24 protein-coding genes are annotated in these 24,510 nt (G+C 54.8%); 13 read left to right on the top strand and 11 right to left on the bottom strand.

Annotation, left to right across the window (positions count from 1 at the left end; genetic code table 11):
* Both DC3_RS22815 and DC3_RS22810 read right to left on the bottom strand, forming a co-directional pair.
* A partial coding sequence (locus DC3_RS22815; RefSeq protein WP_146888760.1) for a LacI family DNA-binding transcriptional regulator occupies window positions 1–417 on the bottom strand: 417 nt, incomplete at its 3' end.
* Between the two features lie 168 nt (window positions 418–585).
* On the bottom strand, window positions 586–891 hold the full coding sequence (locus DC3_RS22810; RefSeq protein ID WP_146888757.1) for a hypothetical protein: 306 nt from the start codon (window positions 889–891) through the stop codon (window positions 586–588).
* A 345-nt stretch (window positions 892–1,236) separates the two neighbouring features.
* Here DC3_RS22810 and DC3_RS22805 point away from each other — a divergent pair, with 345 nt between their 5' ends.
* A complete protein-coding gene (locus DC3_RS22805; protein WP_146888754.1) occupies window positions 1,237–4,935 on the top strand; it encodes a starch-binding protein in 3,699 nt (1,232 codons plus the stop codon).
* Between the two features lie 62 nt (window positions 4,936–4,997).
* Here the strand turns inward: DC3_RS22805 and DC3_RS22800 are convergent, their stop codons facing one another.
* From DC3_RS22800 to DC3_RS22785, 4 genes are all read right to left on the bottom strand, one after another.
* A complete protein-coding gene (locus tag DC3_RS22800) occupies window positions 4,998–5,885 on the bottom strand; it encodes a phosphotransferase family protein (RefSeq protein WP_146888751.1) in 888 nt (295 codons plus the stop codon).
* A gap of 9 nt (window positions 5,886–5,894) precedes the next feature.
* On the bottom strand, window positions 5,895–6,302 hold the full coding sequence (locus tag DC3_RS22795) for a hypothetical protein (RefSeq protein ID WP_146888748.1): 408 nt from the start codon (window positions 6,300–6,302) through the stop codon (window positions 5,895–5,897).
* A gap of 67 nt (window positions 6,303–6,369) precedes the next feature.
* The gene (locus DC3_RS22790; protein ID WP_146888745.1) at window positions 6,370–6,843 is read right to left on the bottom strand and encodes an OmpH family outer membrane protein; all 474 of its coding nucleotides are present in this window, start codon (window positions 6,841–6,843) and stop codon (window positions 6,370–6,372) included.
* Window positions 6,843–7,340, bottom strand: coding sequence for an OmpH/Skp family outer membrane protein (locus tag DC3_RS22785; RefSeq protein ID WP_186816199.1), 498 nt, complete (start codon window positions 7,338–7,340; stop codon window positions 6,843–6,845). Before DC3_RS22785 ends, DC3_RS22790 begins: the two co-directional genes overlap by 1 nt.
* A gap of 118 nt (window positions 7,341–7,458) precedes the next feature.
* Between DC3_RS22785 and DC3_RS22780 the strand changes: the two genes are divergently transcribed.
* The 7 genes from DC3_RS22780 (at window position 7,459) to DC3_RS22750 (ending at window position 12,076) form a co-directional block, all read left to right on the top strand.
* The gene (locus tag DC3_RS22780; protein ID WP_146888740.1) at window positions 7,459–8,082 is read left to right on the top strand and encodes a CBS domain-containing protein; all 624 of its coding nucleotides are present in this window, start codon (window positions 7,459–7,461) and stop codon (window positions 8,080–8,082) included.
* Between the two features lie 230 nt (window positions 8,083–8,312).
* Window positions 8,313–8,612 (top strand): hypothetical protein, encoded by a 300-nt coding sequence (locus DC3_RS22775; RefSeq protein ID WP_146888738.1) that lies wholly within the window; start codon window positions 8,313–8,315, stop codon window positions 8,610–8,612.
* 136 nt (window positions 8,613–8,748) lie between these two features.
* Window positions 8,749–9,486, top strand: a complete 738-nt coding sequence (nth, locus tag DC3_RS22770; RefSeq protein ID WP_371863445.1) for an endonuclease III — start codon at window positions 8,749–8,751, stop codon at window positions 9,484–9,486.
* Window positions 9,487–9,686: 200 nt separating this feature from the next.
* Window positions 9,687–10,385 (top strand): zinc ribbon domain-containing protein, encoded by a 699-nt coding sequence (locus DC3_RS22765; RefSeq protein ID WP_186816198.1) that lies wholly within the window; start codon window positions 9,687–9,689, stop codon window positions 10,383–10,385.
* Window positions 10,386–10,396: 11 nt separating this feature from the next.
* Window positions 10,397–10,843, top strand: a complete 447-nt coding sequence (locus DC3_RS22760) for a GNAT family N-acetyltransferase (RefSeq protein ID WP_146888729.1) — start codon at window positions 10,397–10,399, stop codon at window positions 10,841–10,843.
* Window positions 10,844–11,005: 162 nt separating this feature from the next.
* Window positions 11,006–11,428: a hypothetical protein gene (locus DC3_RS22755; protein WP_146888726.1), complete on the top strand. Its 423-nt coding sequence runs from the start codon at window positions 11,006–11,008 to the stop codon at window positions 11,426–11,428.
* 198 nt (window positions 11,429–11,626) lie between these two features.
* Window positions 11,627–12,076 carry a hypothetical protein gene (locus tag DC3_RS22750; RefSeq protein WP_146888723.1) on the top strand — a complete coding sequence of 150 codons (450 nt, stop codon included), beginning with the start codon at window positions 11,627–11,629 and terminating at the stop codon, window positions 12,074–12,076.
* 60 nt (window positions 12,077–12,136) lie between these two features.
* Here the strand turns inward: DC3_RS22750 and DC3_RS22745 are convergent, their stop codons facing one another.
* Both DC3_RS22745 and DC3_RS22740 read right to left on the bottom strand, forming a co-directional pair.
* Window positions 12,137–12,472 (bottom strand): carboxymuconolactone decarboxylase family protein, encoded by a 336-nt coding sequence (locus DC3_RS22745; protein WP_146888720.1) that lies wholly within the window; start codon window positions 12,470–12,472, stop codon window positions 12,137–12,139.
* Entirely contained in the window at window positions 12,469–12,888 is a 420-nt protein-coding gene (locus DC3_RS22740; protein WP_146888717.1) for a cobalamin B12-binding domain-containing protein, read from the bottom strand. Before DC3_RS22740 ends, DC3_RS22745 begins: the two co-directional genes overlap by 4 nt.
* 121 nt (window positions 12,889–13,009) lie before the next feature.
* Here DC3_RS22740 and trpS point away from each other — a divergent pair, with 121 nt between their 5' ends.
* Together trpS and DC3_RS22730 are read left to right on the top strand one after the other, a co-directional pair.
* Entirely contained in the window at window positions 13,010–13,993 is a 984-nt protein-coding gene (gene trpS, locus DC3_RS22735; RefSeq protein WP_146888714.1) for a tryptophan--tRNA ligase, read from the top strand.
* The gene (locus DC3_RS22730) at window positions 13,993–14,748 is read left to right on the top strand and encodes a segregation and condensation protein A (RefSeq protein ID WP_146888711.1); all 756 of its coding nucleotides are present in this window, start codon (window positions 13,993–13,995) and stop codon (window positions 14,746–14,748) included. Before trpS ends, DC3_RS22730 begins: the two co-directional genes overlap by 1 nt.
* Here DC3_RS22730 and DC3_RS22725 read toward each other — a convergent pair.
* Together DC3_RS22725 and DC3_RS22720 are read right to left on the bottom strand one after the other, a co-directional pair.
* Complete coding sequence (locus tag DC3_RS22725) at window positions 14,745–16,556, bottom strand: tetratricopeptide repeat protein (protein ID WP_443090024.1); 1,812 nt, start codon at window positions 16,554–16,556, stop codon at window positions 14,745–14,747. The two genes, DC3_RS22730 and DC3_RS22725, sit on opposite strands and share 4 nt — an antisense overlap.
* Before the next feature lie 158 nt (window positions 16,557–16,714).
* Window positions 16,715–18,016 (bottom strand): S8 family serine peptidase, encoded by a 1,302-nt coding sequence (locus tag DC3_RS22720; protein WP_146888705.1) that lies wholly within the window; start codon window positions 18,014–18,016, stop codon window positions 16,715–16,717.
* Window positions 18,017–18,231: 215 nt separating this feature from the next.
* Between DC3_RS22720 and DC3_RS22715 the strand changes: the two genes are divergently transcribed.
* Both DC3_RS22715 and DC3_RS22710 read left to right on the top strand, forming a co-directional pair.
* Window positions 18,232–19,407, top strand: coding sequence for a metallophosphoesterase family protein (locus tag DC3_RS22715; protein ID WP_146888702.1), 1,176 nt, complete (start codon window positions 18,232–18,234; stop codon window positions 19,405–19,407).
* Window positions 19,404–22,160 carry an AAA family ATPase gene (locus DC3_RS22710; RefSeq protein WP_146888698.1) on the top strand — a complete coding sequence of 919 codons (2,757 nt, stop codon included), beginning with the start codon at window positions 19,404–19,406 and terminating at the stop codon, window positions 22,158–22,160. The genes DC3_RS22715 and DC3_RS22710 overlap by 4 nt, the downstream gene beginning before the upstream one ends.
* A 208-nt stretch (window positions 22,161–22,368) precedes the next feature.
* Here DC3_RS22710 and DC3_RS22705 read toward each other — a convergent pair whose 3' ends face one another.
* Entirely contained in the window at window positions 22,369–22,920 is a 552-nt protein-coding gene (locus tag DC3_RS22705) for a hypothetical protein (protein WP_146888695.1), read from the bottom strand.
* Window positions 22,921–22,966: 46 nt separating this feature from the next.
* Between DC3_RS22705 and DC3_RS22700 the strand changes: the two genes are divergently transcribed.
* Window positions 22,967–24,478, top strand: a complete 1,512-nt coding sequence (locus DC3_RS22700; protein WP_186816196.1) for an outer membrane protein assembly factor BamB family protein — start codon at window positions 22,967–22,969, stop codon at window positions 24,476–24,478.
* Window positions 24,479–24,510 lie beyond the last annotated feature (32 nt).

Below are 24,510 nucleotides of genomic sequence, written 5' to 3'. Positions count from 1 at the left end.
CTTGGCCAGCAGGATCAGTTCACGCTCGGGCACCAGACCGTCCAGGACGATCATGGCGTCCACGCGTCTGCCACTGAGCACACGCAGGGCTTCTTTCTCGCGGTCTGCACGCCAGTGTCCACTGGCAAAAATGGGGTGGTAAGGACTGCCGTCCAGACCCTGCTCGATGCCTTTGAGGATTTCTCCATAGAAAGGACTGGAGATTTCCTGGGTCACCACACCAATGCTGAGGGATTTGCCCTGGGCCAGACCTTTGGCCAGCACGTTGGGGCTGTACCCGAGGCGCTGAATGGCTTCCAGAACAGCTTTGTGCTTTTCAGGGGCCACCTGGGCGGTGCCATTGATCACCCGCGAGACGGTGCTGGGGGAAACTCCAGCTTCTCGGGCAACATGGTTTAAGGTCACAGTCTCGCGCACACGGTCCCCCTTTGGAACACGCTTTCAGGTATCTTTCAGTTGGTGTGCATATAGTGAATCATGATTTGAAAGCGTTGTCAAGAGAGCGTTTGCTCAAATTGTTGTTAAAGTTTTCGAGTATTGCAAAATATTCGCCCAGAACAACGAAAAATTATTTTTGATGGCGTTTCACGTTTGACCCTGTTGGTGGAAATTTCCGAAAGAAACCCGGGCATTCAGAAATTCTTTCAAGATTTCAGGGGTTTTTCTGAAATGTGTAAAAGCGAAAAGCTGTCCTGTAGCCCCTGAAGGGCTTTCTGAAAGAATTACGGCGGTTTTCTGCGCCAGATCCGAAAAAGACGGATTTCTCACCTTACTTTCATCAAAAATCTTTGTTTCCAGAAAAAACCAAGCTGGAAAGGGAAAGGGGCAGAGGGCCAGATCTTCATCTGGTCTTAATCTTTGAGGGTTTTCAGATGTTTCTGTTCTTCCCATTCTGCAGGAATTGTCTTACAGAGTTCTTCTCAGGTGCTGCTTTTTGAGAACGAATTCAAAATCCAGTCGTCCAGAAAGCCTTGTACAGGCTGTTTTCTTGCCATGAAGAGTATCGATTCGACAGATGGACAGAGAAATCCAAACATAAATAACTATCACAATACAGACACACTGCCGACATGAGAAAGATGAGGCGTATGGACATTTCTGGAAGCAGTTCCAGAAATGCCTTGACTTCGTTCTGCTGCAGGTATTTAATCAAGCCATACCAAATCACAACCAGCCGTCATCTGAGGATGGGGCAGAACTCCTGCCGCCTGCCCTCACCTGGGCTGAAAGGAAAGCATGATGCACAAACGCATGATGGGAGGGGCTTTCTTGCTCACCCTCGCACTGGTGGTGAGTTCCTGCTCAAGCCAGACCTCCACACTGGAGCAGGTCCAGAGCAACGCCGCAGGAGGGTTGCAGGTCCATTACAAAAAGCCCTCCACCTGGACCGGAGCCAACATCCATTACTGGAATACCGTTGCCTCTCCGGCACTGGCAGGCACCACCTGGCCTGGACTGTCCATGACCAGTGAAGGAAACAGCTGGTACACCTACACCCTGCCCAATGCCACCTCCAGCAGCCTGCTCTTTGTGAACCCTGGCAACACCTCCCAGAAAACCGCTGACCTGTCCCGCAACCGCGATGGCTGGTTCAATGGCACCACCTGGTACGAGACCAACCCCGATGTGGCCGGAGCAGGTTTGACTGTGCACTTCAAGAAACCTGCCAGCTGGGGGAAAGCCAACATCCACTTCTGGAATGTCGCAGCACAACCCACCATTGCCAACAGCACTTTCCCAGGCGTCACCATGATCGACGAAGGGAATGGCTGGTTCAAATACAGTTTCGCAAATGCCTCTTCGGCCAATCTGCTCTTTGTCGATGGAAACAACACAGCCCAGAAAACCGGAGACCTTTATAGGGTGGTCAAGGAAGGCTGGTACGACCCTTCGAGCAGCACCTGGAGTGACACCTCACCTGTGTGCAGCAACACCACCACAGTGGGGAACCCCACAGCCCTCACAGGCACGGCGGGCGACAAACAGGTCAAGCTGACCTGGACGGCCTCTGCAGACTGTCAGGTGACAGGTTATAAGGTGTACCAGAAGACCAGTGCCCAGACCACCTACACTTTGCTGACCACCACTGCTCTGGCCAAAACCACCAACACCTACACCGCAACAGGTCTGACCAATGGCACGACCTACAATTACAAAGTGGTGGCGGTCAACAGCGCAGGCACCGAATCCAGCGGAGCCACTGCAACAGCCACCCCTGTCACACCTCCAGGTGGGATCACCCTGCATTTCAAGAAACCTGCAGGATGGAGCAACGCCAACATTCATTACTGGTCTGTCACAGCAAGCCCGGCCATGGCCAACACCACCTGGCCAGGTGTGGCCACCACACCCGAAGGCTGCGGCTGGTCCAGATACACCTTCAGTGGGGCCACCAACGTGAATGCACTGTTCGTGGACCCTGCGAACACCGCAGCAAAAACGGCTGACCTCACCAACCGAACAGCAGATGGCTGGTACGACGGCAACACCATGTCATGGGTGACAGCACCCACCCTCCCCTCTGGAGCCCTGACCAATCCCACGAATGCTGCAGGAAATGCCACCACCGGACAGGTTCAACTCACCTGGACTGCACCCAGTGATTGCCGGGTCAGTGGCATCCGGGTTTACCGCAAGACCAGTGCCGAAACCAATTACACCCTGCAGGGTACCCTCGGGTCCACGTCCACCTCGTACATCTCCACCGGGCTGACTGGAGGCACCACCTACCACTTCAAAATCACCAGCACCGATGGCAGCACCGAGTCCTCTGGTGTGGTGGTCACAGCCACCCCACCGGCCTGCACCACCGGGCCCGTGGGCAACCCTGGCAGCCTGAATGGCTCTGCTGGCCCCAACAGTTTTACACTCAATTGGACGGCCTCCAGTGACTGTCAGGTGACAGGTTACAAGGTGTACCGCAAACTCAGCAGCGAAAGCAATTATACTCTGGCCACCTCCACACCCCTGGACAAGAATGCCACCAGTTACACTGTGGGTGGTCTGACTGCAGGAAGCACCTACAACTTCAAAGTGGTCGCTGTGAACAGCACAGGCACCGAATCCACGGGCCTGACCACCTCTGGAGTGCCCCTGCAACCTGCAGCCCGCACCGACTTCCGTGAAGAGTCCATCTATTTCGTGATGACCACCCGTTTCTACGATGGGGACACTTCCAACAACACCTACTGCTGGGATGACGGTACGGCAGGCAACACCGGAGACCCCTGCTGGAGGGGAGACTTCAAAGGCCTCATTGAAAAGCTGGATTACATCAAAGCCCTGGGATTCAGTGCCATCTGGGTCACACCTGTGGTCAAGAACATCTCCGGCTACGATTACCACGGCTACCACGCCAGCAACTTCAAAGAAGTGGACCCCAGATACCTCTCGCAGGGCATCAGCTACCAGACCCTGATCGACGAAGTGCACAAGCGCGGCATGAAAATCGTGCAGGACGTGGTTTTTAATCACACGGGCAACTTCGGGGAAGAGAACCTCTACCCCATGTTCAAGAAAGACCCCACCAAACCTGACACCGCTGCGAACCTGCTGAACATTGCCCCTGCTGGACTGCTGCCCTCCAACTACAGCACCCTGACCCCTGCCGCCCAGTATCAGGCCCGCATCACTGCCATGAAAGAGGACAGCAAGGACACCTCTGGCATCTACCACCACGAGAAGTCTCTGTCCTGGGAAAGCTACACCGTGCAGACCGGACAGATTGCCGGAGATGCCGTGGACCTCAACACCGAAAATCCCACCACCTACAACTACATTGTTGACGCCTACAACAAGTACATTGACATGGGTGTGGATGCCTTCCGGGTGGACACGGTCAAGCACATCTCAAGGCTCACTTTCAACAAGGTCTTCAACCCGGCCTTCAAAGCCAGAGGCGGACCGAACTTCTACATGTTCGGAGAGGTCGCAACCCGTTACCGTCAGGTCTGGAACAGCGGCATTCCTGCCGTCTCCACCCCCTTCTACACCTGGGCCGAGAGCAAATCCTATCCCTGGAGCAGCACGGATCGTCTGGTCAATGAAGCTTCCACCCTGCAGCACTGGAACGACAACACCAGCGTCTCCACCCAGCCCACGAGCACCAACCACCTCCTGAACGGCAACAATTACCGTGCAGTCAACAACAGCCTGCGTGGCGGCATGGATGTCATCGACTTCCCCATGCACTGGAATTTTGCCAATGCCAGAGATGCTTTCGGTGTGGCCACTGGAGGAGACCAGTACTATGCAGACGCCACCTGGAACGTGACTTACGTGGACAGCCACGACTATGCTCCAGATGGTGCTCCCGAAAACCAGCGGTTCAGTCTGGGCCAGGACGTGTGGGCCGAGAACCTGAGTTTGATGTTCACCTTCCGTGGCATCCCCACCCTGTACTACGGCTCTGAAGTGGAGTTCAAGAAGGGCATGGTCATCGATGTGGGCCCCAACAAACCCCTCGAACAGACCGGAAGGGCCTATTTTGGCAACAACATCACAGGATCTGTGAGCGTCAGCAACTTCGGCAAATACAGCGGGGCCACGGGCAACCTTGCCACCACGCTGGAGCACCCCCTGGCCCAGCACATCCGACAGCTCAACCTGATCCGCCGTGCTGTCCCGGCCCTCCAGAAAGGCCAGTACAGCCTGGAAGGGGTCTCTGGTGGGGCCATGGCCTTCAAGCGCAGGTTCACCAGCAGCACCACAGACAGCTTTGCACTGGTTGCTGTGTCAGGAGACGCCACCTTCACCGGGATTCCCAATGGCACCTACACCGATGCAGTCACCGGAGATGTGAAAACCGTCAGCAACGGGTCACTTTCCATCAACGCACCAGGGAAGGGCAACCTGAGGGTGTATGTGCTCAGCACTGCAATGACCCCTGCTCCTGGCAAAGTGGTGGACCGCACTGGACTGACCTACCTCAAATGACTGAAGCACCAAATATCTGAAGCCCTTGCCAGCCCTCTGGAAATCCAGAGGGCTTTTTGAGGTCAGTTGCCCTGTGTCACAGAAATCCCGGTGATGGTCTGGATCAACTGGTGGGTTTCTGCTTTCAGATGCTCAATCCACTGCCGGATCTCTTCGGTGATGGGTCCCCTGGCCGAGGGTCGGTCCAGCATCTGCAACCATCTCAGGTGGGCCAGCACATCAAACACTTCAAGGTGATCGCGGGCTTCGGGAACCAGGGCACAGTAACCTTGTGTAAAGTCTTCTGCCAGCTCAGGACGGCTGGCTTTCTGCAGGATGAAGCGGGTCCAGGCCACATCTTCACGCGGGTCTCCCACCGACCAGTCCCAGTCCAGCACCACCAGACCTCCAGCAGGACGCACCAGCACATTCCAGGGATGGTAATCCTGATGGAGCAGCACTGGACCCAGTGCAGCAGCATCTTGTAAGTGCTGTTCCACCCAGGCCAGAACCCCTGCGTACTGGCTCTGAAAACCATTTTCAAAACGAGAGTGCCAGCGTTCAGCATGTTCACTTCTGTTTTGAAGCTGCAGCGTTTCAACTGGCAGGTGAATCTGCACCAGTTGCTCCACAAAACGCTGCATCCAGCCCTCCTGATCCAGCAGATCCATCAACGGACAGCCCTCAATCCATTCCATGACCAGGGCACTGCTGTCTGCAAGTTCTGATGTGCCCAGCAATTCAGGGACAGGCACCTGATGCACAGGCAGGGTTTGTAAGGCCCGGGCTTCTCTTTCAAAAGCGGCCTGAAAACCAGCAGGGTAGAGTTTGACCACCACATCCAGAGGTCCTTCAGGGGTCCTGAGCTTCAGACGATGGATCGGGAAAGCCATGCCGCTGGGAAAAGGGCTGGATTCCAGTACCTTCACCTCACCAAAAACCTGCTGGATGTGGGGAAACACTTCCTTCATGGGGTCAGGTCACTGCACCATCTGGGTGACGTAGACCCTTGCAGCCTCAAAAGCCACCCCCAGACCAAAGAGGGTGATCAGCCACATGAATCGGGTTCCAACCTTCGCTTCGGTGAGTTTGCCTGTGGAAAGCAGGTGGGCAGCCACCACCGTCAGCAACTGGCAGATCACATACCTGAGGTGGGCACCTGTCCGGCCAGAAGGAATCCCATGACCGGAAGCTGTGGTGTAGAAGTGCAGCAGCACTGCCCCACCGGTCAACAGGTACATCAGGTAATTGAGGTAGTGAAATCCTGCGGGCACCCTGGGGGACCGCAGAAAGAAAATGCTCCAGATCAGCTGCAGCAGAAACAGTCCTGCATTGATCAGGGAGAGGTTCACATTCAGAAAATCCAGGCCATCAAGAGCACCATTCATGATCAGTCATTATTGCACTTGAAACCAAAAAACACCCGGACTTCCGGGTGTTCTGTTGTGCAGGAGATCACTTCAGGGCTTTGATGACAGCAGCGGTCAGATCGGTGGACTTTTCGTCTGCATAGACCACCATGCCAGAAGAGGCCGCCACAGCTTTGTTCATCACAATCTTGAACCCCTGGGCCACAGCCACTTTCTTGATTGCAGCATCAATGCTTTTGGCCATGGCATCCAGCTTGGGTTTCAGCTGCTTCTGGTACTTGTCTGCAGTGGTGTTGTACTGCGTCTGCAGGTCCTTGTACTGCTTCTCCTGAGCACTGGTGGGCTTTTTGGTGCCCACGGTGTTCTGCAGACTGACAATCTTCTTGCGGAGCGGATCAAGGGCCTTGGCGGCCTCCTTCTCGAGCTGGCTGATCACCTTGTAGGAAGGATGTTGGGCCTTGACCTTGTCCACATCAATGAAACCAATTTTGGTTGAGGTGTTCTGGGCCAGACCCGGACCTGCCAGCAGCAGCGTCAGAGTGAGAAGGGCACGGCGCATTATTTCAGCGCTTTCATCACATCAGAGGTCAGGTTGGTGGCCTGCTCGTCGGCGTAAATCACCAGCCCAGTTTTGGCTGCAGCATTGCGGCTGAGGATCACGCTGAACCCCTGGGCTTTGGCCACGTTGGCAATTGCGCGGTTGACATCGGTGTCCACCGGGTCCTGAACAGCACTGATCTGTGTCTGCCATTTTTTTGCGGCAGCGTCATAGGCGTCTTTGGCCGTCTTAAAATCCTGCTTTTCTTTGGCAGAAGCATTGGCAGCAGCCGCCTTGGTTTGCAGGTCTGCAAGTTTCAGGGTGGTTCTCAACTGGTCCATTTCGGCGTTGGCTTTGTCACCAAGTTCAGTGAGATCTTTGTATTTGGGATGAGCAGCAAAAACGGCGTCCACATCGACCAGACCAATTTTGGTCGGGGCGTTTTGGGCCTTGAAGGTGGAGCCAAGGAAAGCGGCAGAAGCAATCGCCAGAACAGCGAACAGTTTAGAACCTTTCATGCTTGTGAGGATACTTGAATGCAGTTTGAGGAACATGAAGTGCGAATGTACTTGTTTCCCCCCTCCTTCATCTTTCATGATTGTGTTATACAGGACAAGACAAAGGAGGCTGAGCCTGATGCTCGTACGTGACTGGATGACACCCAACCCGACTGTGGTCTCGCCGGATACCCCGGTGTTGGAAGCCCTGAAACTTCTTGGAGCCCACCACTTCAGACGCCTGCCCATCATGAAAGATGGTGCCCTGATCGGCATGGTGACCGACAAAGACCTCAAAGACGCCATGCCCTCCAAGGCAACCACCCTGTCGGTCTGGGAACTGAACTACCTGCTTTCAAAACTCACGGTGGATGAAGTGATGGCCTCTCCGGTGGTGACAGCCTTCGACCATGAATTCATGGAAGATGCTGCCCTGCGCCTGCAGGAACACAAAATCGGTGGAATGCCCGTTCTGGACAAAGAGGGCAACCTGGTCGGCATGATCACCATCACCGATGTGTTGCGTGCCTTCACCCAGATCATGGGACTGCAGGAAGGGGGAGAACGCATCACGATCGACGTGCCAGACGTGCCTGGTAGCCTCAACCGTGCCATCGAGGCCATCAAACCCTCCAACATCATTTCTGTGGCCACCTCTGGCAGCCAGTACCAGCGTCGCCGTTTTGTGATCCGCGTGGTGGGTGAGGGAAGCGAAAACGTCCGGGATCGCCTGACCGATGCAGGCATCCTGGTTTACGATTGAGCTGAGCAGGTGTCACCGTTCAGCCTCTGTACTTTCTCAATTGGTTCTTCATCTTGAGTGAATTCTTACAGGTGAAATCCCCTACAAGCCGCCCAAAAAGGGCGGTTTTTGCGTCCTCACAAAAGATTCAGCGTTTTATATCGGGACGAAAAGCCCTTGAGTGGTTTACCTCGCGTATAGTACACTGCGTTCACCCAATCAGGAATGCACCGTCAAAGGGGGAAGGTCCTATGCCCGCCACGATTCGCCTATTCGGTCACGAAGCAACTTACCACTCTGGTAAGTGGGAATGCACAGATGTTTCACTGCAGGCCATGCTGCAGAGCCTGGTCGATCCACTCGAAGCCCACTCTCAGGAAGCGGACATCAAAAACGCAAAACATGCCCTGAAGCGCTTCGGGGGGGTGTGGATTTCACCTGAGCTGCCTCCCGAGCCCGAACCTGTGGTGGAACCTGCTCCGGTTCCTGAACTCACCAAACCCAGACCCGGCTTTGGCGCATTTTTCCGCAGGCTGGTGAGCCGCGTCTAACTGACGCTTGCATTTCCTGATCAAGCAGTTCTGAAACTTCTGTCCCTGACCTCAAAAGCAGGGATTTTCCATTCTCTGAAACCACAAAGCCCATTTGCAGGTTTTGCTGGAGTCCTGCTGCACCAGATTCGCTATCATGACCCATATGACCTCTGGAACAGATGTCCTCACCGAAAAAAAGGCCAGGGCAAAAAAGGTGCTCAAGGCCATGAAAACCCTGTACCCTGATGCCAAAACCGAACTGGAATATGGCAGTCCATACCAGCTTCTGGTTGCGGTGGTGATGTCCGCGCAGGCCACCGACAAGAGTGTCAACATTGCCACCGACAAACTCTTCGAAGTTTACCCGGACGCCTTCAGCATGGCAAAAGCCACCCCTGAAGATGTGGAGCAGTACATGATGAATGTGAACCTGCACCACAACAAAGCCCGCAATGTGGTGAGGCTCTCCCAGCTTCTGGTGGAACGCCATGATGGCGAGGTGCCCAACGACTTTGAAGCCATTCTGGCCCTTCCCGGGGCAGGCAGGAAAACTGCCAATGTGGTGCTCTCCAACGTTTACGGCATGCCCGCCATCGCCGTGGACACCCACGTGGGCAGGCTTGCTCGCAGACTTGGCCTTTCAGAGCAAATGGACCCCAACAAAGTTGAAAAAGACCTCATGGAAGTCTTCCCAAAAAAAGAATGGATTTTCCTGCACCACTCCCTGATTCTTCATGGCAGACGTGTCTGTTTTGCTCGAAAACCCAACTGCCCGGGATGCCTGATGAAGGGTTTCTGTCCGAAGATCGGGGTGGAGGCGATGGCAGGGGGAGCAGAAGGCAGAAAGCAGAAAGCAGAAGGCAGAAGGCAAAAAACAAACGGCACAGGGTGAACCAGAAATCTGAGGGCAAGTCAGAGGTTGTGTTGGGTTGACAGGCTTTGTGGGCCTGATGGTTTTCACTGCTCTGCAGAAAATGGGTTTTGCAGGGCCTGCATGGGTTCTGGCCTTCTGCCTTTGGCCTTTAGCCTTCTGCCTCTCTGATACAGAGCCTGCACCCACGGTGTAAAGTAAAAGAGATGAATGCTTCTTCGATGCTAGAAACGCTCTACGTCATTCAACAGATGGACCTGGAGCTGGATCGTTTAAAGAGCGACGAAACGCGCATTCCCGGCGACCTGGCGAGCGCACGCACTGAGCAGGAAGACCTCAACGAGAAAATGGACCAGTGCCGGTCCCGTCAGCAGGAGACCCGCAGGGAAATCCAGCTGAATGAACTGGAGCTGGAAGATTACCGCCAGAAGCTGGGCCGGGCCAGAGAAGAACAGCAGAAAAATGCTTTCGATGCCCGAACCCAGGTGCAGTACGAAAACCAGATTCAGCAACTCTCGGATCGGGTGTCTGAAATTGAGGAGACCCTCACCCCCCTCTATTCCCGAGCAGAATCCCTGAAAGATGAATGGAACGGTCTGGAGGAGCAGGAAGAGAAGCTGGCTCCCAGGCTGGTTGAACTTGAGGCGATGGATGAGAGCCGCATTCAGGCCCTGCGCGACGAGTACAATGAGAAACTCACCAAACGCACCGATCTGATGAAATCCATCGACAGCCGTCAGGTCAAGGAATACGAAATGATCCGCAAAGCCCGCAAGGGGCTTGCGGTGGTCGCCATTCAAAACAGCCGCTGCAGTGGGTGCAATGTGCAATTGCCCGTGACCATCCAGCAGCAGGCCAAGGCCAAAAAGGTTCCTGCTGTCAAGTGCCCTTCCTGTGGTCGCATTCTGGTTCACCTTTAAGGCCTCACCCCATGCAGATCCGACTTGCCAACCGCAAAGACAGCCAGAAACTGACCGAGTTGTGTCTGGAATGGGAGGGTGCGCCTGCCACCCAGAACCCTGAGTTGCTGGAAGAACTGTGGTTCCAGACCCTCACCGATGATGACAGCAGCGTGTACATTGCTCAGAAGGAAAGTCAGCTTCTGGGTTTTGTGCACGTGACCTATCAGGCCAGACCTGCCCGTCTGGGCTGGCGGGCCACCATTGAGGAACTCCACACCACCACGGAAGCACCTGAGCTGTACCATCAGCTTCTGGAAGCGGTGGTTGCCGAATGTCGCCGCAGGGGAGATGTCATCGCCCTGTACCTGATCACCCAGCCAGACCTTGAGCCCAGTCTCAGCACCCACCAGGTGTATGCCGATCTGGGTTTCAAAAAGCGGGGTCGGGAAGTTCTGATCTGGACGGGTGAGCTTTAACCTCCACATTGTTTGAAGGAGCCTTTTAGGCTCCTTCTTTGCTTTCCTCTCTCTCAGGAGAGGACCTGCCTACGACAGCGGAGGGGGAGAACTGAACTCCGGCTGATGGACCACCTGTACAGACCCGAGAAGCTATGTAGAATGGTCGTGGAGGCAAAACATATGAAAAAAACCACTCTCATTCTCGGGGCGGGTCTTCTTCTCAGCATGGCGCACGCCCAGGATTACTCCGCGAATCTGGCCTTCCAGGGCCTTCCTGTGGGAGGAAGTGTGGGCATCACCGCCAAGGGGCTGGTGGCCTTCGATGACCTGAGTCTGGATGCCCGAATCATTGGCGATGTCACCACGGCAGGTTTTGCTGTGCAGGCAGACATTCTGCCCAACCTGTATGTGACCGATGATGTGAACCTGTACTTTGGTCCCTCCATTGGTGCAGGTTTCAGAGGGGGCAGTGCAGGTTTCCTGTTTGGGGCTGTGGGCGGTCTGGCCTATCCTGTGACTGATGCCTTTGATGTGTTTGCTGAAGGCAAGTGGAACAATGTTTTTGGTGTGGGCTTCCGTGTGGGCCTGAGTTACTATTTCTGAACTGAACTCTGGCTGGTGGTTTTTGTTGCCCTCTTCTGGAGAAACAAGCGCCAGAAGAGGGTGGTCCATGAATTCAGGTCACGGGGTGATCTCCTGAGGCCAGAGGGCAAAACCGGGACACATCCGGGGTGTGATCGCCCCTTTAACATTCTTAAATATTGGTGCTATAGTTACAGAAGTTTGAAGGAGGAGACTGACATGAAAAAAGCACTTGCTGTTTTGGCTCTCGGATTGGTTCTTGGTGGTGCCGCCCAGGCACAAACTTTCAGCGCTGGTGGCACATTCTCTGCCCCTGGCCCTTCATTTGGTGCAAACCTGGGTGTGACCTTCAAGGTTGCTGACCTGGGCAGCAATGCACTGAATGCCCGCATCAGTGCAGACGTGACCCGTGTCGCTGGCGTGTTCGGATTTGGTGTCAACGCTGATGTGCTGTACACCATTCCCACCGACATGCTGAACCTGTATGTGGGTCCCAGCGTCGGTTTCATCAGCGCTGGTGGTGCTGGTGCAGCCAAAGTGGGCGCTGTTGCAGGTGTGAACTATGCCGTCAGCAGCCAGATGGGTGTGTTCACCGAAGGTTTCTACAACTACGTCATCAACGGGGGCAGCTACGGCGGCATCCGTGCAGGCGTGACTTTCAGCCTCTGATTGTTCGAATCAGGCGAGACCCCCGAGATTTCTCGGGGGTTTTTGCCTGGACTTTCCCAGTTATTTCTGCATGCTTCTCAACACCTCGAAGGCCCCGATCACCCTTGGAAATCCCAGATAGGGAATGGCAAACAGCAGGGCTTCCTCAATGTCCTGCATGCTCCCACCTGCGTTGATGACCCCCCTGAAGTGGGTTTTGAGCTCCTGGGGATTGCCCAGGGACACCAGCATCACAATGGCAAGCAGTTCTTTCACCTGCAAAGGCAGACCTGGTCGCTCGTACACCTCGCCATAAGCGAAACCATCGATGTACTTTTGCAAGTCTGGATGGAAGGCCTTCAGGCGTTTTTCGATGGTCTCTGTGTGTTCCCCCCAGATGGTTTCTTTTGCACTCACAGGTGCTCCTGGGCGGCCCAGCGTTGCGGAACGGTGGTGTTCAGCCACTCGATGGGCTCCTCCAGGGTGCTTCCAGGGGTGAACACCCGTGAAACCCCGAGTTCCTTCAGGGCAGGCAGGTCCTGATCCGGGATGATGCCCCCACCGAAAAGCAGGATGTCGGTGGCCTCTTTTTCTTCGAGCAGCCTGCGAACTTCCCGGAAGATGTGCATGTGGGCTCCAGAGAGCACCGAGAGCCCGATGGCGTCCACATCTTCCTGGAGTGCAGTTGCCACGATCATCTCTGGGGTCTGTCTGAGCCCGGTGTAAACAACTTCCATGCCTGCATCCCTCAGGGCACGCGCCACAATTTTGGCCCCCCGGTCATGGCCATCCATGCCGGGCTTGGCAATTAACACCCGTATTTTACGGTTCATGTTTCCTCCTTTTTGCGGTATCTTAACTTTTTTGAGGGACCTTTGTCATGGAATGGGACAGGATCACGGATCAGACAGCCGGGCGTGCAGAAAAAGCCTTTCCACGGGTATACTGTTCTGCGTGAAGCGAGTTTTCTCTGGCATTCAACCCACCGGTGAAATCCACATCGGGAATTACTTCGGAGCGATCCTCAACTACGTGAAACTGGGCGAGGAACTCGGCAAGAATTCCATCTACTGCATTGTGGATTACCACGCCATCACCATCCCCCACGAACCCGAGCTGCTCAGAAAACGCACCTTTGACGCTGCCCTCGTCAACATGGCTGCGGGCCTTGATCCCAGCAAGGTCATTCTGTTCGCGCAGAGCGATGTCAGAGAGCACACCGAACTGGGCTGGATCTTTTCCACCCAGACGCCCCTTGGGGACCTGGAGCGCATGACCCAGTTCAAGGACAAGTCCAGCCAGCACAGCGTTCTGGCCGGTCTCTTGATGTACCCCACCCTGATGGCTGCAGACATCCTGCTGTACAAGGCCAACACGGTGCCTGTGGGGGAAGACCAGGTGCAACACATCGAACTGACCCGTGAAATTGCCCGCCGGTTCAACAACCGTTTCGGTGAACTGTTCCCTGAGCCACTGGCCGTGCACAACAAGGATGCACTGCGGGTGCCTGGAGTGGATGGTCAGGGCAAGATGTCCAAATCCAAGGGCAACACCCTTGGTGTGCTCGAGGAGATCGATTCCATCTGGCAGAAACTGCGGGTCGCCCCCACCGACCCTGCCCGGGTGCGCCGCACCGATCCTGGCAATCCCCACATTTGCCTGATTTTTGATTACCACAAGCTCTTCAGCGATCTGGACACCATCCAGATGGTGGAAGTGGGATGTTCCACTGCAGGGATTGGCTGCATTGACTGCAAAAAGACCCTGATGAAGGGTGTGGAGCGCACACTCGTGCCCATCCAGCAGCGTGCACAGGAACTGTACAGCACTCCAGACATTGTGAAAGATGCCCTGCATGAGGGTGCCCGTGAAGCGAGACAGATCGCCCAGCAGACCATGCAGGAAGTCAGAGATGCCCTTGGACTCCTGAACCCTTGATGGAACCCCTCACGCTGTCCTTCACTGGCTTTTCCGGGGGTCTGCTGGAACTTTTGCAGGCCCTCAGACAGGAACGTCTTCAACCCGAAGACGTTCCGCTCTCCCACATCACGGAAGCTGTGCTGGCCCGTTTTTACAGGCTTCGTGAACTGGATGCGGAACTGGCCAGTGAAGCCCTGCCTCAACTGGCTGCAGTGATTGCCCTGAAAACTTCTTTGCTGTTGCCAAAGATCCCCAGAGAGGAGCCAGAAGACGCTCTTGAAGACCTCGAAGATTATTCCCACGATGTCCTGAGCAGTGTGGCTGCACTTCAGGAACTGGACGCTCTGGTGCGCTTCCTGAGTGAGAAACGCCGAGGACGCAACCAGATCATTGCAGCAAAAGGCCTCAACCTGCCTTACGAGCGCAAGAAGCCAAAGGAAAAACTGATCCTGACGCAGCTTCTGGCCGCTGCAAAAAGTGCAGTGCGGGAGGTGCAGGCCGCCCACATCGTCAAAGACCGCCTGACCCTCGAGGATGCCCGCAAGGCCATTCTGGTGTTCGTGAAGAACCTGCGGCGCTTTTTCTTCCATGCCATCACCACCCGCGACTGGGGCGAGAGAACCGTCTACTTCGCAGCCCTTCTGGAGTCGGTGCGTCTGGGAGAGGTTGAGCTTCGCCAGGATGAGGCTTACGGAGAGATTGAAGTGGAAGCCCTGCAGACCGACGAGATGCTGCAGAAAACCATGGATTTCTCCGAAGAAAAAGTGGGTTAGAGCTCTGGAGCGTCTTCCGTGACGATTTTCAGGGTGTTGAACACCTTCAGGGCAGCCTGAACGATCCTGGGATCGAAGTGGGTGCCACTGTGGCGTTCCAGTTCTTCCAGGGCATTCTTCAGACTCCAGGCCTGCTTGTATGGCCTGCGGTGCGTCAGGGCATCGAAGACATCTGCCACAGCCACAATGCGGCCTGAGAGGGGAATGGTCTCACCCAGCAGACCAAAAGGGTAACCCCGCCCATCCCAGCGCTCATGGTGAGAGACAGCAATTTCCTGGGCCAGTTGCAGCAGTCTGGATTTTCCACCTGACAGGATGCGGCCCCCAATGATGGTGTGCGTTTTCATGTGCTCGTACTCTTCAGGGGTCAGGACCCCATGTTTCATCAGGATGCTGTCTGGAATCCCGATCTTGCCCACATCGTGAAGGCGTGCGGCCAGGCGGATGATCTCCACCTCTTCACGGGGCAGACCGATTTCCTGGGCCAGCATGGCAGCATTGCGGCCCACCCGCCAGGTGTGAGCGCCAGTGACATCGTCTCTGGACTCTGCAGCGATGGCCAGTCGGGTGACGATTTCCACCTGGGCCTGCTCAAGTTCCTGCGTGCGCTCATGCACCAGGGCCTCTGCGGCTTTGCGGGCCAGTTCATTGGTCTCGTTCTGCATGCGGTACATTTCGGCACGCTGTTCACTGCGCTCCAGATCAAAGCGCATTTTCAGGTAACGGGAACGCCGTTCGCCTTCTTCACTTTTCAGTTCCTGATCGATCTTGTGGAAGGTCTTGAAGTGCTCAAGGGCTGCCCTGGGATTGCCCAGAATTTCGTAACACTCTGCCAGACAGGAATGGATGGAGGCAATGGATTTCTTGCGTTTGCTGTCTTCTGCGAGTTGCAGGGCCTGATTCAGGTAATCGAGGGCCTCATGGCCTTTTCTGGCGGCTAGAAGTTGCTTGCCCACACCGATCAGGGCATCAATCTCACCTTCCCGGTGATTGGTCTGGCGGGAAAGGGTCAGGGCATCTCTGAAGGTGGTCAGGGCCAGTTTGTGGTTCCCTTGCCAATGATAAACATTTGCCATTGAGATCAATGAGTTGATCACTCCAGGTTGATACCCAAGCTTGCGGCTTAAATCAAGGGATTTCTGAAGCGCGTCTAGCGCTTCACGCGTATGGCCTCGCAGTCGGAGAACTTCCCCCAGGTTTTCTGTGGCAACAGCAGTGATGATCGGTGTTTTTCCACGTTCTCCGACAGAAATTGCTTCTTTGAAAAATTTCAATGATTCGTCATAGTCTCCAAGGTCTTTGTATAGATTCCCAATGGAAACCAGACTGGCTCCTTCAATTCTGGGCTCATGCTGGGTTTGTGATATGATTTGATGGCCTTTTGTTAAATACATTAGAGACTCAAAATACTCACCCAGTTGAGTATAAGATTGGCCAAGGTTGTTCAAAACTGCGGCAGTTTTTGCTGGATTGCCCAGACGTTCTCTGATGGGTAAAGCGATTTCCAGGGCTTCAATGGATTTCTGGTAATCTCCCTGGTAGTGATATATGCCTGCAAGACCATTCAGAGCATCTGCTTCCATCTCTGGGTTTTGGTGTTCTCTGGACAGGTAGAGGGCATGGGTAAACATTCCATGTGCATAGTCATACTTACCCTGATCCCTGTAGATATGGCCGATGGTGATCAGGGCATCAATTTGTTCATCTGATTTGTGTTTGTGTTGAAAATGATTGAGGGCTTGAGTCAGATATTTTTCTGCGGAAAGCAAATCACCCTGATGGAAGGCACTGGTTCCCGCATAAAGCATGGCACTTGCATAATGTTGATTGTTGTGTTCCTGTAATGCCCTTTGAGCTGCAGACAGAGAGATTTTCAAAGCCTGTGAAAAATCGACATGCAATAAACTCTTGGCCTTTGCTAAAAGTTCTTCAATGGGCATGTCTGGAAAAAGGAACTCGGTCATGTCTATAAGTCTTTGCCTACAGCATCTATGAATTTGTTGACATTAAGCAGTCCTGATCCTAGCAGGTTCTTTTGATCGGAATTGATGGCAGCGTAGCTTGTACTGGTATCACTCAGGTGTTTTAGAATTTTATCAGGAGTGAGGTTGACATTGACTGAAAGGGCCAGTGCTATGGCTCCAGAGACTTCCGGGGCTGAGAACGAGGTGCCCGACCATGTGGTCTTTCTGTCTTTGGGAAAAGTGGTGGATATGTTTTCTCCAAGTCCTGTAAGGGTCAGATATGGACTGTAGTTTGAGAAAGTGGACTTTTTCAAAGCAGTGCTGACGCTTCCCACACTGATCACGTTTTTGTAGTCTTTGCTGAAAGCTGCAGGATACAGCAATGTTCCAACTCCATCATTTCCAGCACTGGCTACAATGGTTACATTTTTACCCTGAGCATATTTTATGGCAGTTTCAAGGATGGTTGAACGCTGGTTTGTTCCCAGACTCAAATTGATCACATTGGCACCACCATCGACCGCTGCATAAATGGCAGAAGCCAGATGAATGGTATCTCCCTGGCCATTGGCATCCAGGACACGAAGCGGAAGAATCCTGGCCTGGGGAGCAATTTGTAAGATGACACCAGTGACCCCTGTGCCATGGCCATAACCCACTTGTGTGGGGTCTCCTGTCTCTTTGGGATATTGATCCATGTCAACGTAGTCATGAAACAGCTGTGGGGAAACAAAAGCCATGCTGTTCCATGCCACATGTTCAAAATCAACCCCTGTGTCCAATACCGCTACAACGACACCTTTTCCAAGAGCAGTGGCTTTTTGATGGCCTTCTTTAAGTTGTAAGAGGTTCCAGGCAGAGGAATTTTCAGGCAACAATTGATATGTCAGATCATTCCAGAGCGAGCCAACGGCCCAGATGCTGCCACCGACAGCCCAGATGCTGCCACCAACAGCCCAGATGCTGCCGCCCAGTTGCCCGACCTGATGGTCAGGGTTGGGAAGTTCTATGGTGTCTGGATTTGATTCCAACGTGACACCAGACGCGAGTTTCTGAAAAGAAGAAGTTGAGTGATACCCCACCACCACTGTCCGGCTGGCTTCATGCCAGAACGCCACCTTGCCCCCGAGTCTCTGGGCCACCTGTTCGGGGGTCTGGTCTGCAGGGACAGTCTGCTGGCTGATGTATTCAAACCGCTCTGGCTGAACACCAGAGGCTGGAAGGTGCTGTTGGGTGGAGCAGGCGCTCAGGACGAGGGTCAGCAGGCAGGTTGCAATCGCTGAAGGGGCAGGGAGTCTGGACATGGGGGACCTCGGAGGAACAGCGCGCTTTGCGGAGCACGTCGCATGTAAGAAGTTCTTAATAGAAGTTTAACAGCAATTTATCATTTCCTGATCCACCGTGTAAAAAAAGTGTAACAATATGCCTTTAGTCTTCTTAAATCTTTGGCCCTTTTGGCCTCTGCCACTCCCAGAGCGGCAGCACAATGTTGCCCTGAGGAAGCCATACAATGGTCATCATGCGTATTCTTCACACCGGGGATTTTCATGCGGGACGGCAACTGAGAGGCCTGGACCGCACCCCCGAAATTCAGGCCGCCCTTTCTGAAATCCTCTCCATTGCCAGAGACAGCCGTGTGGACGCTGTGCTGGTGGCAGGAGATGTCTTTGATACAGTGAACCCCAGTGCCCTGGCCGAGGATGTGGTCTATGAATTCTATCTGGGTTTGCGTGAGGCGGGCATTCCCAGTGTGACCATTGCAGGGAACCATGACAGTGCAGAACGCCTGCGCAGCATCCGTGGCCTCCTGAAAAATGTGGGGGCAAACATGGTGACCCACGTGACTCCGAACCTGCAGGATCTGGTGTATCCTGTGCAGGCCAGAGATGGCAGCCTGCTGCAGGTGCTGGCTTTTCCTTTTCTGTCAGAGAGAAAACTCGTCAAGCTGGCAGACATCGCCGAAGGCAATGTGAGTGCCTGGCGGCAGAAGTACCAGGAGGGCATGAACTTCTTCCTGCGCAGGCTCTCGGGATTCCTGAAGCCAGATGCGGTGAACATGCTGATGATGCACCTGACTTTCGATGGCAGTTTGCCTTCTGGAAGTGAACGCAATTTCACCTTCGACATCACCAACAGCTACACCGTCAGCAGCCGCATGCTGCCAGAAGCCCTGCAGTATGTTGCTCTCGGGCACATCCACAAGCCACAACAGGTTTCCGAGCTGCCTCCTGCCCACTATGCTGGAAGCATCATCCAGCTGGATTTTGGAGAGGCCGGAGAATCCAAATTTGTGAACCTCGTTGAGGCCCATCCCGGGCGTCCCATCAAGTTTCAGCAGGTCCCCCTCACCAGTGGGAAACGATTGAAAACCGTGCGGATGAAACTCGACCAGATCGAGCAGATGGACAGCCTGCGCGATTTTGATGGCCTGCTCAGGGTGATTGTGGAACTTCCTGCAGGAACGGGTGCCGCAGGGCTGAAGGAACGGGTGGCAAAGGTGCTGCCCAATGCTCTGGCTGTGGAAATTGAGATCTCACAGCAGGACCTGAAATCAAAAACAGCTGGACGTTCGGGCCTCACCGACATCGAACTGTTCGAGCAATACTATCTGGAGCGCCACGGTGCCCTTCCTGGCGAAGTGCGGGATGCGTTCATTGAGGCCTCCAGAATCATCACCGAAGGAGAGGACACTTGAAGCCCCTGAAACTCACCCTGCAAAACTTCACCTGCTTCAGGGAGGCCACCGAGGTGGATTTCACCGAACTGTCCCTGTATGCCATTCAGGGACCCACTGGCAGTGGAAAGAGCAGCCTGCTGGATGCCATCTGTTTTGCCCTTTATGGAGAGACCCCCAGGCTGGGAGCCAAGGGCCTGGATGCCCTGATCTCCCAGGGCGCACAGAGCATGGCAGTGCGCTTTGAATTTGAAGTGGGAGACGAGCGTTTTGAGGTGGTGCGTTCCAAGGGACGCAAAGCCAGCGAAAGCGAAACCCGTCTGGCGAAATACCAGAATGGCAAACCCATCACGGCGGTGGAAGGCAACAAGAAAAAAGACATCCAGTCCGAAATTGAAAAAGTGGTTGGTCTGTCCTTTGATTCTTTCACCCGTGCGATCCTGCTGCCCCAGGGCCAGTTTGACCGCTTCCTGAAAGGGAACAGCCGTGAAAAGCAGGAACTGCTGGGCCGCCTGATTGGCCTGGACCGCTTCACCCGCATGCAGAAGGTGGCATCTGAAAAAAGCCGCACGGCCAGAACCCAGCATGACCTGATTCAGCACCGTCTGGAGATGGAATTTGCGGAAGTGACTCCTGAGCGCATTCAGGAGCAAGATCAGGTGTTGCAGGACACCCTGCAGCAACTGCAGGAACAGGAACAGCACCTGAGGGTCCTGACTGAAGCCCTTGCCCAGCAAGAGGAACTGGCCAGACTCCATGCCGAGCACAACCGCCACCTGAAAGAACTACAGACTCTGCAAGCCCAGAAAATCCAGATGGAACAACTGGGGCGACGGGTGCAGGCTGCACAGGCGGTTTCTGGCGTTCTTGGCCTGATCCGGCAGTCCAGGACCTTGCAGGAAAAAGCTCAGTTGGCCCGTACGCAGTACGCGAAACTGGAGCAGGACCATGTCAGGGTGCAAGGGACCCTGCAACAGGCAGAGCAGGGATTTGCCCGTGCACAGGAGCAAACGGCCCAGATTCCGGGTTTTGATCAGCAGATCCTGCACCTGCAGGAAGCCCAGACCCAGTTTGCCCGTCTGAAACAGCTGGGTGGGGACCTCAAACTGAAATCCCTCCAGGTGCTCCCCTGGTCTGAAGAGGCTTTCTTTCAGGCCCGCAGCATGGTGGAACTCAAAGCCCAGCTGGAAACCGAGGCCCGCCAGATCCAGCAGGAGAAAACCCGGCTGACGCAGCAAAAGCAGCAGATCCTCAAAGAACAGCAGGACCTTAATAACCGCCGCAAGGATCTGGAATTGCTGGTTCCAAAAGGCAAAGAAGCCCGGGCAGAATATGATCGGCTGCGTGCAGAGCTGGAAACCTCACGGGTGCAGCATCAGGCCATGCACCTCAAGGCCCACCTGAAAGTGGGAGAGCCCTGTCCGGTCTGTGAGCAGAAGGTCAGCAGGCTCCCTGGAACTGCTGTGGGGAATGTGCAGGCCCTTGAACAGCAAGTGAAGGCTGCAGAAAAACACCTCGAGGAAATCAAAGAAGCGTACCAGACCGAGAAGACCAGCCTGCAGACCCTGGCCTCCAGAATCCAGCAGGCCCAGGAGTATTTCACCGAACGTGAGGCGGCACTGCAGGAACTGGAAACCCAACACCAGCAGAAACACCAGGGCCTGACCACCGAGCATCCCCAGGAGCAGCTGCAGGCCCTGCTGGCAGGACTGGTGCAGACCATTCTGGAAAAGAGTGGAGGAGAGGACCCGGAAAGGCGCATTCGCCAGTTGCAACAGGAGAAGCAGCGCATCCAGCAGGAGCTGCAGAGCAGCCAGCGTGCTCTGGGCCAGGCCCAGACCCAGCATGCCACCCTGACGGCACAGCTGAACAGTCAGAAATCGCAACTGGCGGAGCGAGAACAGGAGCATCAGGAAGCCAGCAGCACCCTGAAAGAAGCCCTGTTTGCCCTGTCGATGACAGAACAGGAAGCCCTGCAGCACGCCATGACTGCAGAGGAACTGCAAAAGGCCAGAGAGGCCATGGAGCACTGGCGCACCCAGATGGCCCGTGTGGAGGTGCAGCTTTCAGACCTGCAGGAGCGCATGGCAGGTCGGGAATACCTGCCTGAGCAGCACCAGCAACAGAAAGCCCAGCATGCACAGCTGGAAACATCCATCAAGGCGCTGAGCGTCCGTATGGGACAGCTGCAGACCCAGATCACTCACCTGCAAGAACGCCTGGAACTCAAACGCAACCTGCTCCGTGAAGCTGCTGCCCACCAGAAAACCTTCAACACCTGGGACGCACTGGCCAGAAACCTGCAACTGGACCGTTTTCCGAAATTCCTGCTGGAAGAGGTGGAAGAGCAGTTGCTGCTGGGGGCAGGGACATTGCTGGGCGACATCAGCGATGGACGGTATGCCCTGCATCTGCAGGATGGGGAGTACGTGGTTTCGGACCACTGGAATGCCGGAGAAACCCGCCCGATTCGCACCCTCTCGGGCGGGGAGACCTTCCTGGCAAGCCTCTCACTGGCCATTGCCCTCAGCGATTACCTGGCTGGAAACAAACTGCTTGGTGCCCTTTTCCTGGACGAAGGCTTCGGGACCCTCGATCCCCAGGCCCTGGATGCTGTTGCCCGTGCCCTGGAGAAACTGCAGATCTCGGGCCGCATGGTCGGGGTGATCACCCACGTTTCAGCGCTTGCCGCCAGACTTCCTGCACGGATGCTCGTCGAGAAGCGCATGACCGGCAGCTCGGTACGAATAGACAGTGAAGAGGTGTACTCCTGATGGCAAAATACTGCAAGTATATTTGTCTTGTTGTACAAGTGAAATCTGCGCAAGCACAACAAAAATGACAGGATTGTGTAATAAGGCCATATGTTTGCTGAAGAATAGCTTAAGCCCCAAAAATGAAGATCAAAGTAAGAAATGTGATCACTCACTCATGAGAAAAGCAGAGGCTTTTGCCTCTGCTTTGAAGTGAAACTGAATTTTCTTACATCACACGCTTGGCGAGGGCACGCAGGCTGTCGGTTTCCTGCCACTTCAGGCCCTGCTCAACATAAGCACGTGCCTGAACGCGGTCATTCTGTTGCAGACGCATGTAAGCCAGTTTGGCGGCAGTTTCAGCAGCCCAGACTTTTTCCTCGTCGGTCAGTTCACCCAGGGCCACCCAGATGCGGTAGCCACTGATCCACCACTGGGTGGTGGTGTACAGCTGGGCCAGGTAGGACATGTAATCGCGGTTGCCGGGTTCTGCGGTGGCAGCAGCATCGGCTTCGGTGACAGCGGCTTTCCAGAGATCGCGGTCATAGAAGGGGATGGGGTAGGCCACTTCTGCCTGTGCAGCAAGCTCCTGAGCACGGGCATAGTGGTCTTCTGCGCTGGCAGGCGCCACAGCCACATCAGGAGCAGGAGCCATGGTGGGAGCGACTTCTACAGGAGCAGTCTGGGTGGTTTCCACGGCAGGGTCGGCGGGGGTTTCAGTGGTCTGAGCAAAAGCGCTGCCAAGGAGGATCATTAAACTGATGGTGAGAATCTTTTTCATACACTTGCATTATATATTGGGTATGCTCGTTAGTACTGTGAGAAATATGCTTCCACGTCTCAGCGTAAAGAAACCATTAACCTCTCTGGGAAGCGCTCTACTGCTCTGCACTTCCTTCCTCACAGGAACAACCTTCGCCAAACCAGCAATTTCCTGGAGCAAAAACATTGGAGCCCTCAGCGCCCCAACAGCTCTTCCAGATGGCTCTACTCTTCTTCTCATCAAAGGCAACCTGATCCAGAACCTTGACCCCAGAGGGCAGAAAAACTGGGAGGTGCCCATCACCGACATTGCCAGAGCACCCGGTGTGCGGTCACTTGATGGGATGCTGTACTTCGGAGCTTACAACGACCACATCCAGGCCATTTTACCAGATGGCCGCCTCAAATGGCGTTACAATCTTGACGGCGACCTCTTCGCCACCCCCCTCCTGAGGGCAGATGGTTCCCTGGTGGCCGCCAGTGTCAAAGGCCAGATCGTGGCCATCAAAGACGGCCAGAAACTCTGGGAATACCGGGCGGGTGGAGGGGTTTACTCCAGCCCTGCCCAGGGATTGGACGGGACCATTTACTTCGGAAGTCAGGACGGTAAACTCTATGCCCTGAGCCCGGAAGGTAAACTCAGATGGTCTTTTCAGGCAGGTTCGACCCTGTTTTCCAGTCCTGCCATCGATGAAGACGGCACCATCTACATTGGCAGCAGTGATCGCAGCATCTATGCCATCAACCCTGACGGCAGTCTGAAGTGGAAATACACCACCAAACTCTTTGTGAATGCCTCTCCAATCATCACCAGAAATGGCCTGATTGTGGTGGGTTCTTTTGACAGTGATCTGTACGCCATCAACCGTGATGGAACCCTGGCCTGGCAGACCGACCTGAAGAAAGCCATCGCTGCACCCGCCATTGAAACCTCCAATGGTGAAATCATCGTGGGCAACTACGCCGGAGTGCTCTCGGGCCTCAACGAAAAAGGCGAGATCCTCTGGCAGCTGGAACTCGACAGCAAAATCGACACTCCGCTGTCCATCACTGAAAATGGCTACGGCTATGTGATCACCAGCAAAGGCACCCTTTATCAACTGGTCGGTCTGGGCTCCCAGAGTCTCGGGCACTGGTCCAGTTACCGCGGGGTTTCCGGCGGATGGGGAAGGGCCCTCAAAACAGAGGAATGGGACGTTCTGAAGCGCATTGCCAGCAACACCCCACAGCCGGTGACAAGTACAGTGACCCCCTCCCAGACGGGAAACATGGGTAAGCCCACCCCGACCACCAGCAAGCCGAACACCCCCACAGCCAATAAGCCTTCCACTCCAACCAACAAACCCACCACCGATGTTCCGGTTCTTTCCACCCCTTCCGGGAAAGTGCAGCAGCCCGTCAAGAAACTGGCCCTGCACCTGGTTCTTGCAGCAATGGACACCCATCCGGCCAGCCGACTGGAAGCCCTGCTGCGTTTTGAACAGGCCCTGGTTCCCGGCCTCAAAATCGGATGGGACAGCCAGAACCAGCAGTTCAGGCTGAAGATTCTGGACCGAATTTATCCGCTGATCAAGTGAGCTGAACATTTTAAAAGGGCTTTCTTTATGAA

Origin of the sequence: Deinococcus cellulosilyticus NBRC 106333 = KACC 11606 (genome assembly GCF_007990775.1) — a bacterium.
Classification (GTDB): domain Bacteria; phylum Deinococcota; class Deinococci; order Deinococcales; family Deinococcaceae; genus Deinococcus_C; species Deinococcus_C cellulosilyticus.
The sequence above is the reverse complement of the archived record's forward strand: the minus strand, read 5'-3'. Positions and strand labels throughout refer to the sequence as shown.

Excerpts from the sequence above, each read along its gene's own strand:
- DC3_RS22755 (WP_146888726.1), top strand. The coding sequence starts at position 11,006 with ATGAAAAAAACCACTCTCATTCTCGGGGCGGGTCTTCTTCTCAGCATG.
- DC3_RS22700 (WP_186816196.1), top strand. The coding sequence starts at position 22,967 with ATGCTTCCACGTCTCAGCGTAAAGAAACCATTAACCTCTCTGGGAAGC.
- DC3_RS22795 (WP_146888748.1), bottom strand. The coding sequence starts at position 6,302 with ATGAATGGTGCTCTTGATGGCCTGGATTTTCTGAATGTGAACCTCTCC.
- DC3_RS22715 (WP_146888702.1), top strand. The coding sequence starts at position 18,232 with ATGCGTATTCTTCACACCGGGGATTTTCATGCGGGACGGCAACTGAGA.
- DC3_RS22775 (WP_146888738.1), top strand. The coding sequence starts at position 8,313 with ATGCCCGCCACGATTCGCCTATTCGGTCACGAAGCAACTTACCACTCT.
- DC3_RS22760 (WP_146888729.1), top strand. The coding sequence starts at position 10,397 with ATGCAGATCCGACTTGCCAACCGCAAAGACAGCCAGAAACTGACCGAG.
- DC3_RS22800 (WP_146888751.1), bottom strand. The coding sequence starts at position 5,885 with ATGAAGGAAGTGTTTCCCCACATCCAGCAGGTTTTTGGTGAGGTGAAG.
- nth (WP_371863445.1), top strand. The coding sequence starts at position 8,749 with ATGACCCATATGACCTCTGGAACAGATGTCCTCACCGAAAAAAAGGCC.
- DC3_RS22780 (WP_146888740.1), top strand. The coding sequence starts at position 7,459 with ATGCTCGTACGTGACTGGATGACACCCAACCCGACTGTGGTCTCGCCG.
- DC3_RS22720 (WP_146888705.1), bottom strand. The coding sequence starts at position 18,016 with ATGTCCAGACTCCCTGCCCCTTCAGCGATTGCAACCTGCCTGCTGACC.
- DC3_RS22725 (WP_443090024.1), bottom strand. The coding sequence starts at position 16,556 with ATGCTTTATGCGGGAACCAGTGCCTTCCATCAGGGTGATTTGCTTTCC.
- DC3_RS22805 (WP_146888754.1), top strand. The coding sequence starts at position 1,237 with ATGATGCACAAACGCATGATGGGAGGGGCTTTCTTGCTCACCCTCGCA.
- DC3_RS22790 (WP_146888745.1), bottom strand. The coding sequence starts at position 6,843 with ATGCGCCGTGCCCTTCTCACTCTGACGCTGCTGCTGGCAGGTCCGGGT.
- DC3_RS22705 (WP_146888695.1), bottom strand. The coding sequence starts at position 22,920 with ATGAAAAAGATTCTCACCATCAGTTTAATGATCCTCCTTGGCAGCGCT.
- DC3_RS22730 (WP_146888711.1), top strand. The coding sequence starts at position 13,993 with ATGGAACCCCTCACGCTGTCCTTCACTGGCTTTTCCGGGGGTCTGCTG.
- DC3_RS22765 (WP_186816198.1), top strand. The coding sequence starts at position 9,687 with ATGCTAGAAACGCTCTACGTCATTCAACAGATGGACCTGGAGCTGGAT.
- DC3_RS22785 (WP_186816199.1), bottom strand. The coding sequence starts at position 7,340 with ATGAAAGGTTCTAAACTGTTCGCTGTTCTGGCGATTGCTTCTGCCGCT.
- DC3_RS22740 (WP_146888717.1), bottom strand. The coding sequence starts at position 12,888 with ATGAACCGTAAAATACGGGTGTTAATTGCCAAGCCCGGCATGGATGGC.
- DC3_RS22810 (WP_146888757.1), bottom strand. The coding sequence starts at position 891 with ATGGGAAGAACAGAAACATCTGAAAACCCTCAAAGATTAAGACCAGAT.
- DC3_RS22750 (WP_146888723.1), top strand. The coding sequence starts at position 11,627 with ATGAAAAAAGCACTTGCTGTTTTGGCTCTCGGATTGGTTCTTGGTGGT.